Origin of the sequence: Actinomycetospora callitridis (assembly GCF_028737265.1) — a bacterium.
GTDB classification, from domain to species: Bacteria; Actinomycetota; Actinomycetes; order Mycobacteriales; family Pseudonocardiaceae; genus Actinomycetospora; species Actinomycetospora callitridis.
The window spans coordinates 562,610-574,520 of record NZ_JAQZAK010000001.1; the positions used below are offsets into that span (position 1 = coordinate 562,610).

An 11,911-nucleotide genomic window follows, 5' to 3' on the forward strand; every position below is an offset into this window, starting at 1 on the left:
GATCGTCCGTTCCATCGGTCGAGTCGCGATGGGCCACATGCCGTTCGTCGTGGACTCCGTCTGCTTCGGCGCGACGACCGGTCGATGGACTCAAGGTTGAACGATCAGGTGATGCAGCACGACGCGTCCCGGGCCACGGTCGCCGCGCGACCTCCCCCACTCCGGTGATGTTGCCGATCCCCGACCGTGTCTCCTTCGTTGCTGAGACAGACGCGGACGGTCCGTTCCTCTCCGGGGAGCGGTGGGGGCCCGCGCGGCGAAGGAGTCGAGACGTGAGCAGTGCGGTGCCGGTGCCGGGCTCGCGGGGCCTTGCCGTCGTCCACGCGACGACGACGCCCCGCCGGCCCGACGCGGCCGCTGCTCCCGACGCCGGCGCCCCGGTCCTGCCGGCCGGTCCCGCGCTGCGCCACGACGCCCACGGCCGGATCACCGAGGTCCGGGCGCAGGTGGCACGTCTGGTCGACCCCACGGGGGGCCTCGACCCGCGGACGATGCTCGGCCGGCCCGTGCGGGAGCTGCTCGTCGACCTCGGCCCGGCCGACCAGGGTGCGGCCGACCAGGGGATGGGGGGCCTCTACGCCGCCCGGCTGCGCCGCGTCGCCGGGGTGCCGCTGCCGGTGCGGGTGGTGGCCTGGCCGGACACCCACGGCGGTGCCGCCCTCGTGCTGGTGCCCGACGTGCCGGCCCCGGCGGCTCCTGCCGCTCCCTCGGCCCCCTCGGCCCCCTCCGCCCCCTCCGCTCCGTCCGCCCCTTCCGCCGCCGACATCGAGCGGATCGCGGGCCTCGGGCACTGGGAGGTCGACCTCGCCACGGGCTCGGCGTGGCTCTCGCCGGTGCTCGCCGAGCTGCTGATGATCGACCCGCACGCCACCCGCAGTGCCGAGACGCTCCTCGCCGCCCTGCACGCCGAGGACCGCGGCGGGCTCGCGCGCCGGTGGCAGGCGCTGGTCGCCGAGGGCGCCCCGCTCGAGTGCGAGGTGCGCCTCGGCGACGGCAGCGGGCGCATCCTCGCCCTCCACGCCGCCCTGCGGGCCGGCACCGTGCTCGGCACGGCCGCCGACGTCACCGCGCGGCGCCACGCCGAGGAGCGGCTGCGGGCCTCCAACCAGCGGTTCACCGACCTGCTGGCCGTCGCCCCGGTCGGGATCGCCCTCTTCGACGACGACGAGCGGCTGGTCAAGGCGAACCAGGCGCTGTGCCGCCTGCTGGGCCAGGGCCCGGAGGCGCTCCGCGGCCGGCGCGCCGACGAGCTGCTCGACCTCTCGGCGGAGTCGGCCGCGGGCCCCGGCCCGGCGACACCGCTGCTCGCCCGTCCGGCGGGCTCGGCGGGCTCGGTGAGCTGGTCGTGCACCCCCCGCGCGCTCCTCACCCGGGAGCGCGGCGCCGGCGGCGCGGTCGCCGAGCCCGTGTGGTGCGAGCTGCACGTCTCGGTGTCGGTGCACGAGGACGGCGGCGTCACCCACCTCGTGGTGTTCACCGACGTCACCGACGCGCGCCGGGTCGAGGCGAGCCTGCGCCACCAGGCCATGCACGACGAGCTGACCGGCCTGCCCAACCGCCGCGCGCTCACCACCACGGTCTCGCGGCTGCTGGCGGGCCCGACGTCGCGGCGCACCGGGGTGCTGTTCTGCGACATCGACAACTTCAAGCGGGTCAACGACTCGCTCGGCCACGACGCCGGCGACGAGCTGCTCGTCGAGCTGGCCCAGCGCCTCCGCGACCGCCTGCCCGCCGGGTGCGCGGCCTCGCGCAGCGCCGGGGACGAGTTCGTCGTGGTCTGCGCCGACGTCGACCTGCACGGCGGCCTGGACGCCCTGTCGGCGACGGTGGCCGGCATCCTGCGCACCGCCATCCCCGTGCACGGCCAGCTCGTGCGCATCTCGGCAACGGTCGGCGCCGCGGTCGGTGCCACCATCGGGCTCGGCGTCGGGGACCCCGACAGCTACCGCGCCGACCCGTCGGGCCCCGACATCGACCCCACCGACGACCCGGTGGCGCAGGTGCTGCGCCGCGAGCGGGCCACGGAGCTCGCCGGGCTCGAGCCCGCGCCGGGCCACCCGGGCACCGGGGACCTCATGCGCTTCGCCGACGCTGCGCTGTTCGAGGCCAAGAGCGGCGGCAACGGGCGCTTCGCGCTGGCCGACGAGGCGATCATGAAGGGCGCCGACGAGGCGCTGCGCATGGAGACCCAGCTGCGCGAGGCGATGGTCAACGACGAGCTGGTGCTGCACTACCAGCCCGTCGTCGGGGCGGACGGGCGGATCCAGACGGCCGAGGCCCTGGTGCGCTGGCAGCACCCCGAGCACGGCCTGCTCTTCCCGGACAAGTTCCTGCCGGTGGCCGAGGCCGCCGACCTGCTCGGCGACCTCGACCGCTGGGTGCTGCGCGCCGCGGTCCGCGAGGCCGCCACGTGGCCGGGCACGGCCCCCGACGGGATTCCGCCGTCGGTGGCGGTGAACCTCGCGGGCCTGCTGCCCGGCGACCCGGACTTCCTGCCCGTCGTGCGCGCCACCGTCGCCGAGTCCGGGCTGCCGTGGGACCGCCTGGTCCTCGAGCTCGTCGAGACCTGCCTCGCCGACCTGCCCTCGCACACGCTGCGGGAGATGAACGAGCTCATCGCCGCCGGTGTGCGCTTCGCGGTCGACGACTTCGGCACCGGCTACTCGTCGCTCTCGCGGCTCACCGGCCTGCCCGCACAGATCGTCAAGCTCGACCGCGCCTTCGTCCGCGGGGTCGCCACCGGCGAGTCCGACCGGGCCGTGGCCCGCGCGGTCGTCGACCTCACCGCCGCGATCGGGCAGGTCTGCGTCGCCGAGGGTGTGGAGGACTCCGACCAGTTCGCGGTGCTGCGCGACCTCGGCGTGCACGCCTACCAGGGCTGGTTGTTCGCCCGCGCCATGCCGGCCGAGGCGTTCACCGAGCTCGTGCGCCGCGGCCCGATCGTCCCGGAGACGCGCGCGGCCGGGTGATCGCCGTCACACACGGTGGTGGCGGCCGGTCGTGATCGGTCGCGGCCGTCGGGGGGCCGGGCTAGATTCACGCGTCGACTCGGTGGCCTACTCGTGGCCGCCGGCGGATCCCGGGGGCGTCGTACGTGATCGAGTTCCGGGACGTGGGGAAGCGCTTCGCCGACGGCACCGTCGGTCTGGAGTCGCTGTCGCTGACCGCCCGTGAGGGTGAGATCACGGTGCTGGTGGGGCCCTCGGGCTGCGGCAAGACCACCTCGTTGCGCACCGTCAACCGCATGGTCGAGCCCACGTCGGGCTCGGTGCTCCTCGCCGGCAAGGACGTCGCCGAGGGTGATCCGGCGCTGCTGCGTCGAGGCATCGGCTACGTCATCCAGCAGGCCGGCCTGTTCCCCCACCGCCGCGTGCTCGACAACGTCGCGACGGTGCCGGTGCTCCAGGGCCTCCCGCGCAAGGAGGCCCGTGCCCGGGCGGCCGAGGTGCTCGAGCGCGTCGGTCTCGACGCGACGATGGCGCAGCGCTGGCCCGCGCAGCTCTCCGGCGGCCAGCAGCAGCGCGTCGGGGTGGCCCGTGCGCTGGCCGGCGACGCGCCGGTGCTGCTCATGGACGAGCCGTTCTCGGCGGTCGACCCCGTGGTGCGCGTCGAGCTGCAGGACGAGCTGCTGCGCCTGCAGGCCGACCTCGGCAAGACGATCCTGTTCGTCACCCACGACATCGACGAGGCCATCCGCCTGGGCGACCGCGTGGCCGTGCTGCGCGTCGGCGGCCGCCTGGCGCAGTTCGCGCCGCCCGACGAGCTGCTCGCGCACCCGGCCGACGAGTTCGTGTCCGGGTTCGTCGGGCGCGACCGCGGCTACCGCCGCCTGGGCTTCGTGCCGGCCACCGCGCTGCACCTCACCGAGCTGCCGACGCGCGCGGACGCGAACGGCGACTCGGGGGTGCCGGGCGAGTGGACGGTCCTGCTCGACGGGGCCGAGCGTCCCGCGGCGTGGCTCGGACCCGACGGGGTGCGCCACGAGCTGGGCTCGGTCTACGTCACCGAGGGGGGCGCCGAGGGTGTGACAGCGGCCTCCGAGGCGGCGGGCACGCTGCGCGGCGCCCTGGACGCCGCGCTGAGCTCGCCGGCGGGACGGGGCGTGGCGGTCGACCGCGAGGGCCGCTTCCGGGGCGGGGTCGCCCCCGACGACGTGCTGGCGCTGCTGCGGCCGGACCCGGTCCGGTGAGGGCCTTCGGCTACGACATCGACGAGCTCGTGATCTCCCACGTCCTGCTCGCCCTGGTCCCGGTGCTGGTGGGCCTGGTGGTCGCCGTCCCGCTGGGCTGGTGGGCGCACCGGTCGCCCGGCGCGCGCCGGGTGCTCGTGCCGCTCTCCGGCGCGCTGTACACGATCCCGTCGCTGGCGCTGATCGTGTTCATCCCGATCCTGGTGGGCACGCCGATCCTCAGCCCGCTCAACGTCGGGCTGACGCTGGTGATCTACACGGTGGCGCTGCTCGTCCGCAGCGTCGCGGAGGCCCTCGACGCCGTGCCGGTCACCGTCACCACGGCGGCGGTCGCCGTCGGCTACCGGCCGACCGGGCTCTTCCTCGGAGTACAGCTGCCGCTCGCCGTGCCGGTGCTCACCGCCGGCATCCGGGTCGCGTCGGTGTCGGCGTTCTCGCTGGTCACGGTCGGTGCGCTGGTCGGCGTGCAGTCGCTGGGCACCCTGATGACCGACGGCTTCCAGCAGGCGTACCCGGCCATGGTCGCCGCCGGCATCATCGGCTCGATCGTGCTCGCGTTCGTCTTCGACGCGCTGTGGCTCGCGCTGGGACGGGCGCTCACGCCCTGGGTCCGCGCGCGGACGGGGGTGTAGGGCGTGCTGGGTCGACTCCTCGAGTGGTTCTCCGCCCCGGCGCAGTGGAGCGGGCCGAACGCCATCCCGACGCGGGTGCTCGAGCACCTCGGGTACACCGTGCTGGCCGTCGTCATCGCCGCCGTCATCGCCCTGCCGCTGGGCGCGCTCATCGGGCACACCCGGCGCGGCGAGCTCGCGGTCGTCGGCGTCGCCAACGGCCTGCGCGCGCTGCCGGAGCTCGGCGTCCTCGTGCTCTTCGTGCTGCTGCTGGGCCTCGGGCTGCTGCCGCCGACGCTCGCCCTGGTCCTGCTCGCGATCCCGCCGATGCTCGCCGGCGCCTACTCCGGCGTCGCCGGGGCGGACCCGGGCGCCGTCGACGCCGCCCGCGGGATGGGGATGCGCGAGTCCCAGATCCTCCTGCAGGTCGAGGTGCCCTCGGCCGTGCCGCTCGTGCTCGGCGGGGTGCGGTTCGCGACGCTGCAGGTGATCGCGACCGCCACCATCGCCGCCTACGTCGGCCTCGGTGGCCTGGGGCGCTACATCCTCGACGGCTTCTCGGTCCGCGACTACCCGCAGGTGCTCGGCGGCGCCGTCGTCGTCGCCGTGCTCTCGATCGTCGTCGAGCTCGTCCTGCAGGGCCTCGGGCGCCTCGTCACGCCCGGCCCCGACCGCGCGCGGCTGCGCCGCACACCGCACACCGTCACCACCAGAGAGGTCTCCCCGTGATCCGATCCCCGCGTGCCCTGTTGGTCGGGGCCGTGCTGGCCGCCGGCGCGCTGCTCGCCGGCTGCGGCGGCGGCTCCGACCCGCTCGCCACCGCCCCCGCCGGGCCCTCCGCCCAGGGCACGGTCCGCATCGGCTCGGCGAACTTCACCGAGAACCGGCTGCTCGCCGAGATCTACGCGACGGCCCTCGAGGGCAAGGGCGTGACCGTCGAGCGCCGTTTCGGCATCGGCAGCCGCGAGACGTACTACCCCGCCGTCGAGCGCGGTGAGATCGACCTGGTGCCCGACTACACCGGCAACCTGCTGCAGTTCCTCGACCCGCAGACCACGGCCACGGCGTCGGACCAGGTCTACCAGCAGGTCTCCTCCAAGCTGCCGCCCCAGCTCCAGCTCCTCCAGCAGAGCCCCGCCGAGGACAAGGACGCGGTCGTCGTCACGCGGGCCTTCGCGACGCAGAACAACCTGCGCTCGATCGAGGACCTCGCGCCGCTGTGCCCCACGGTGTCCTTCGGGGGCCCGCCCGAGTTCCAGCAGCGCGCCTACGGCATCCCCGGCCTGCAGCGGCTCTACAACTGCACCTTCAAGGAGTTCCGGGCCCTCGACGCCGGTGGCCCGCTCACGGTGGCGGCGCTGCGCGACGGCACCGTCCAGGCGGCGGACCTGTTCACCACCGACGCCTCGATCCCGGAGAACGACTTCGTGGTGCTCGAGGACCCGCGGTCGAACTTCGCCGCCCAGAACGTCGTGCCGCTGGTCAACCGCGCCAAGTCCTCCGACCCGCGCGTCACCGACACGCTCAACCAGATCTCCGCGGCCATGGACACCACCCAGCTGACCCAGCTCAACCAGCGCCTCGCCGGCCCGGACCGCCCGGACCCGCAGACCGTCGCCCGCGACTGGCTGAACTCCGCCGGCATCCGCTAGCCCCTGCCCCCTCCCGGACCTCTCCCGGACCCCTCCCGGAGCGAACGGGCGGTTCGCTGCTTCTAGGCGTGCGAACTCCCCGTTCGCTCCGGAGTTCGGGGCCCGTCGGCCCTGTGTCAGGGTGGTCGGCGTGCCCCGTCGCGTCCCCGTGGTGCTCGTCGCCGGTCACCTCGGCGCCGGCAAGTCGACGCTGGTCAACCACCTGTTGCGCCGCGCCGACGGGGTCCGGATCGGCGTCGTCGTCAACGACTTCGGGGCGATCGGGATCGACGCGATGCTCGTCGCGGGGCAGGCCAGCGCCGTGACGTCGCTGGCCGACGGGTGCCTGTGCTGCACCACCGACGCCAACGGCCTCGCGGGGCTGCTCGCCGAGCTGACGGCGCCTGCCGCCCGCCTCGACCTCGTCGTCGTGGAGGCCAGCGGCCTCGCGGAGCCCCGCGAGCTCGTGCGCCTGCTGCTCGACGCCGTCGGGGGCGAGGCGCGGCACGCGGCGTACGGCGGGCTGGTGGTGGTGGTCGACGCGGTGGAGGAGGGGGAGCACGACGAGGCGGTGCGCCTCGCCGACCTCGTGGTGCTCAACCAGGTCGACCGCGTCGACGACCCCGGCCCGCTGCTCGCCTCTCTGCGGGCCAACGCCCCTGGTCCCGTGCTCCCGGTGGTCCGCGGCGCCCTCGACCCGGCGCTGCTCATCGACCCGCCGGCCCGCCGTGGGCCGCCCCGGTCGGGTCAGCTGTCGTTCGACGCGCTGCTGCGCGAGGACGCCGAGGTCGAGCACACCCACGCCGCCTGGGAGAGCGTCGCGGTCGAGCGGGACACCCCGCTGGACCCGGCGCGGTTCGCGGCGTTCCTCGAGGCGGGCCCGACCGGCGTCTTCCGGTCCAAGGGCGTCGTGCGGTTCCCCGGCGCCGCCCCGTTCGTCGTGCAGACGGTGGGGACGGCGATCCGGGTGCGACCGGCGCCGCGGTCCGTCGACGTCGCCGGCGCCCGGCTGGTGTTCCTCGGCGTCGGGCTCGACGCGGCGGCCCTGCACGCGGCGCTCGACGCCTGCGCGGCCGACCCCGCGGCGGACGAGCCGTCGCTGCTCCCGGTCCTGCGCTACGAGGAGTCCGACCGGGTCGACGCCGTCTGAGTGCTGCAGGCGATGCAGCGAACGCGCCGTTCGCTGCTTCTACGCGCGCAAACTCCCCGTTCGCTGCCGTGAGCCAGGGGAGGCCGCGAAGATCAGGGGCGCGATGACCACGTCTGCGTGCCCGCGAGGGTGGTCCTCGCGCTCCTGATCTTGTTGCCGGGGCCCTACTCGTCGTCCCTACTCGCCGGCGCTACTCGTCATCGCTGTCGTCGCGCGCCAGGAACGTCGCGAAGCGGTCGGCGGCGCCCGCGTGCTCGGGGTGGGCGTCGACGAAGGCGCGGAGGCGGTCGGCCAGCCAGGCCAGGCTGACCTCCTCCTCGCCCCGCCGGTCCTCGAGCTCCTCGATCCCGCGGTCCGTGAAGTACACGCGCGGACCTAGTCGGCAGCCACTAGTCGCCCAGCGCCTCGGCGATGAGCGCCTTCTGCTCCACCTCGTGCACCTTGGCGACGCCGGCGGCCGGGGCGGCCATGCGGCGGCGGGACACGCGCTTGAGGTGGGGCAGGCGGCCGTTCATGCGCTCCGGCAGCCACAGACCCAGGAACGGCCAGGCGCCCTGGTTGGCCGGCTCCTCCTGCACCCAGCGGACGTCGTCCGCGTTCGGGTAGCGGTCGAGGACGGCCGTGAGCTCCTCGGTGGCCAGCGGGTAGAGCTGCTCCATCCGCACGATCGCGGTGTCGTTCGTGCGGCCCGCCTTCTCGCGGGCGGCGACCAGCTCGTAGTAGAGCTTGCCGGCGCAGAGCAGGACGCGCGTGACGCCGTCGGTGTCGCCGCTCGCGAACGCCGGGTCGTCCAGGATCGGCCGGTAGCTGCCGTGGGTGAAGTCCTCCACCGGGCTGACGGCCGCCTTGTTGCGCAGCATCGACTTGGGGGTGAACACGACCAGCGGACGGCGGACGCCGTCGATGGCGTGGCGGCGCAGCAGGTGGAAGTAGTTCGACGGGCTCGACGGCACCGCGACGGTCATCGATCCCTCGGCGCACAGCTGCAGGAAGCGCTCGATGCGCCCCGAGGTGTGGTCCGGCCCCTGGCCCTCGTGGCCGTGCGGCAGGAGCAGCACGACGTCGGACGTCTGGCCCCACTTGGCCTCACCGGACGAGATGAACTCGTCGATGATCGACTGCGCGCCGTTGACGAAGTCGCCGAACTGGGCCTCCCACAGCACCAGGGCGTTGTGGTTCGCCACCGAGTAGCCGTACTCGAAGCCCACCGCGGCGAACTCCGAGAGCGCCGAGTCGTAGGGCATGAACTTGCCCTGGTCGGCGGTGAGGTTCCGCAGCGGGACGTACTCCTCGCCGTTGTGCCGGTCGATGATCACCGAGTGGCGCTGGACGAACGTGCCGCGCCGGGAGTCCTGGCCCGACAGGCGCACGAGCTTGCCGTCGATGAGCAGCGAACCCCAGGCGAGCAGCTCGGCGTACGCCCAGTCGATGCCCTCCTCGGTGTCCGTCGCCGCCGCCTTGCCGCGGCGCTCGAGGACGGGCTTGACGCGCGGGTGCGCCGCGAAGCCCTCGGGCAGCTCGGTGTGCGCGCGGGCGATCCGCTGGATCACCTCGAGCGGCACCGCGGTCTGCAGGGAGTTCGGGACGGCCTGCTCCCACTCGACCGACGGGCTGGGCTCCGGGTCGGCCTTCTCCAGCTCGCGGACCTCGTTGAAGACGTGCTCGAGCTGGCTGCCGTAGTCGCGCAGCGCGTGCTCGGCCTCGTCCAGCGAGATGTCGCCGCGCCCGATCAGCGACTCGGTGTAGGTCTTGCGCACCGAGCGCTTGGCGTCGATGACGTCGTACATCTCCGGCTGGGTCATCGAGGGGTCGTCGCCCTCGTTGTGGCCCCGGCGCCGATAGCAGATCATGTCGATCACGACGTCGGAGTTCCAGCGCTCGCGGAACTCGACCGCGAGGCGCGCCACCCAGACGCAGGCCTCGGGGTCGTCGCCGTTCACGTGGAAGACCGGCGCGTCGATCATCTTGGCCACGTCGGTGCAGTAGTGCGTCGAGCGGGTGTGCTCGGGCGCGGTGGTGAAGCCGACCTGGTTGTTGACGATCACGTGCACCGTGCCGCCGGTGCGGTAGCCGCGCAGCAGCGCGAGGTTGAGCGTCTCGGCGACCACGCCCTGGCCGGCGAAGGCGGCGTCGCCGTGCAACGCGACGGGCAGGACGGTGAAGCCCTCGGGCCCCTTGTCGAGCACGTCCTGCTTGGCCCGCACGATGCCCTGCATCACGGGGTCGACGGCCTCGAGGTGCGACGGGTTCGACGTCAGCGACACCGTGGTCTCGCCGTCGCCGAACATCCGGAAGAACTTGCCCTCGGCGCCGAGGTGGTACTTCACGTCGCCGGAGCCGTGGGCCTGGCCCGGGTCGAGGTTGCCCTCGAACTCGCGGAAGATCTGCGACACCGGCTTGCCGACGATGTTCGCCAGCACGTTGAGCCGCCCGCGGTGGGGCATGCCGACGACGACCTCGTCCATCTCGTGCGCCGCGGCCGTGTCGAGCACGGCGTCGAGCAGCGGGATGACGGTCTCGGCGCCCTCGAGCGAGAAGCGCTTCTGCCCGACGTACTTGGTCTGCAGGAACGCCTCGAACGCCTCGGCGGCGTTGAGCTTCGAGAGGATGTACTTCTGCTCGGCGACCGGCACCTTCTCGTGCGGGCGCTCGATGCGCTCCTGGAGCCAGTCGCGCTTCTCGGGGTCGAGGATGTGCATGTACTCGATGCCGATGGTGCGGCAGTACGAGTCACGCAGGACCCCGAGGACGTCGCGCAGCTTCATGCAGCCGCGGCCGGCGAAGCCGTCGACGGGGAACTCGCGGTCGAGGTCCCACAGCGTGAGCCCGTGCGACGCGATGTCGAGGTCGGGATGCTTGCGCTGCGGGTGCGACAGCGGGTCGGTGTCGGCCATGAGGTGGCCGCGCGTCCGGTACGCGTCGATCAGCTCGATGATCCGCGCGGTGCGGTCGATCTGCGACGACGGCAGGTCCTGGCGCCAGCGGATCGGCTCGTAGGGGATCCGCAGCGACGCGAAGATGTCGTCGTAGAAGCCGTCCTCGCCGAGCACGAGGTGGTGGATGCGGCGCAGGAAGTCGCCGGACTCGGCGCCCTGGATGATCCGGTGGTCGTACGTGGACGTCAGCGTGATGATCTTGCTGATGCCCATGTCGGCGAGCTTCTCCTCGCTCGCCCCCTGGAACTCGGCGGGGTACTCCATGGCGCCGACACCGACGATCGTGCCCTGGCCGACGGTCAGGCGCGGCACCGAGTGGTTGGTGCCGATCGTGCCCGGGTTGGTCAGGCTGATCGTGACACCGGAGAAGTCCTCGCTGGTCAGCGCGTTGTTGCGTGCCTTGCGCACCATCTCCTCGTAGGAGGCCCAGAACTGCGCGAAGCTCATGTTCTCGGTGCCCTTGAGGGCGACGACGACGAGCGTGCGCGAGCCGTCCTTGCCCGGCAGGTCCATCGCCAGGCCGAGGTTGACGTGCCCCGGGTCGACGACGGCGGGCTTGCCCTTGTCGTCCTCCCCGTAGTGGCGGTTCATGTTCGGGAAGTCCGCGAGGGCGCGGACCATCGCGTACCCGAGCAGGTGGGTGAACGAGACCTTCCCGCCGCGCGAGCGCCGCAGGTGGTTGTTGATGACGATGCGGTTGTCGGCCAGCAGCTTCGCCGGCACCGCGCGCACGCTCGTCGCGGTGGGCAGCTGCAGCGACGCGGTCATGTTCTTCGCGATCGCGTTCGCGGCGCCGCGCAGCGGCTTCGTCGTCTGGTCGGCGTCGGCGCCCGCGCCGGGCTGGGCGGCCTTGGCGGGGCTCGTGGTGCCGGCCGGCGGCTTGCTCGGGGTCTCGCCGCTGCGCGAGGAGGTGGTGCGCGCGCCGTCGGTCGACGGGGCGGACGGCGATCCGGTGCCCGTGGTGCTGCCGGCGGGCGCGCTGCCGTTGGCCGACGAGCGCGGGGCGTCCTGCGACGCCGACGCGGTGCTCGTGGAGGCCTTCCCGTTGGACGGGGCGGGCGCGGGAGCGGCCGACGCGGGGGCGGCGCCGTCACCGGCCGAGGCCGTCTCGGCGGCGTCGTCGGCCTGCTGGTCGGCGCCGTCGGGCTGGCTGTCGGCAGGGGCGTAGTCGGCGAAGAACTCGTGCCACGCCTTGTCGACCGAGGAGGGGTCGGCGAGGTAGCGCTGGTACATCTCGTCGACCAGCCACTCGTTGGGTCCGAACTGGGCGGTCGGGCTACTACTCGACACGACTCGAAATCGCCTCAATCAGTCATCGCGGTGGCGTCGGAAGCGTGTCCAGATTAGCGCTTGACACCGCGCGGGGTGGGCCCCTGTCTCGCACTGCACCGGTC

Annotated in this window: 8 protein-coding genes; 6 read left to right on the top strand and 2 right to left on the bottom strand. The window is 73.6% G+C overall.

All coding sequences use genetic code 11. The features are described 5' to 3' along the window. The first annotated feature begins 272 nt into the window (after positions 1-272). The 6 genes from PH191_RS02760 to PH191_RS02785 all read left to right on the top strand — a co-directional run bounded on the left by PH191_RS02760 (position 273) and on the right by PH191_RS02785 (position 7,581). A complete protein-coding gene (locus tag PH191_RS02760) occupies positions 273-2,969 on the top strand; it encodes a putative bifunctional diguanylate cyclase/phosphodiesterase (RefSeq protein ID WP_274193094.1) in 2,697 nt (898 codons plus the stop codon). 125 nt (positions 2,970-3,094) lie between these two features. Further along, complete coding sequence (locus PH191_RS02765) at positions 3,095-4,189, top strand: ABC transporter ATP-binding protein (protein WP_274193095.1); 1,095 nt, start codon at positions 3,095-3,097, stop codon at positions 4,187-4,189. Beyond that, on the top strand, positions 4,186-4,821 hold the full coding sequence (locus PH191_RS02770) for an ABC transporter permease (RefSeq protein WP_274193096.1): 636 nt from the start codon (positions 4,186-4,188) through the stop codon (positions 4,819-4,821). Before PH191_RS02765 ends, PH191_RS02770 begins: the two co-directional genes overlap by 4 nt. Positions 4,822-4,824: 3 nt before the next feature. Beyond that, entirely contained in the window at positions 4,825-5,529 is a 705-nt protein-coding gene (locus tag PH191_RS02775; RefSeq protein WP_274193097.1) for an ABC transporter permease, read from the top strand. Next, the gene (locus PH191_RS02780; protein ID WP_274193098.1) at positions 5,526-6,452 is read left to right on the top strand and encodes an ABC transporter substrate-binding protein; all 927 of its coding nucleotides are present in this window, start codon (positions 5,526-5,528) and stop codon (positions 6,450-6,452) included. The genes PH191_RS02775 and PH191_RS02780 overlap by 4 nt, the downstream gene beginning before the upstream one ends. Positions 6,453-6,582: 130 nt before the next feature. After that, positions 6,583-7,581 (top strand): CobW family GTP-binding protein, encoded by a 999-nt coding sequence (locus PH191_RS02785; RefSeq protein ID WP_274193099.1) that lies wholly within the window; start codon positions 6,583-6,585, stop codon positions 7,579-7,581. 190 nt (positions 7,582-7,771) lie between these two features. On the opposite strand, the gene PH191_RS02790 is transcribed toward PH191_RS02785, so the two are convergent. Together PH191_RS02790 and PH191_RS02795 are read right to left on the bottom strand one after the other, a co-directional pair. Further along, the gene (locus PH191_RS02790; RefSeq protein WP_274191560.1) at positions 7,772-7,948 is read right to left on the bottom strand and encodes a DUF6104 family protein; all 177 of its coding nucleotides are present in this window, start codon (positions 7,946-7,948) and stop codon (positions 7,772-7,774) included. Positions 7,949-7,970: 22 nt separating this feature from the next. Then, positions 7,971-11,807 carry a multifunctional oxoglutarate decarboxylase/oxoglutarate dehydrogenase thiamine pyrophosphate-binding subunit/dihydrolipoyllysine-residue succinyltransferase subunit gene (locus PH191_RS02795; protein WP_274193100.1) on the bottom strand — a complete coding sequence of 1,279 codons (3,837 nt, stop codon included), beginning with the start codon at positions 11,805-11,807 and terminating at the stop codon, positions 7,971-7,973. Positions 11,808-11,911 lie beyond the last annotated feature (104 nt).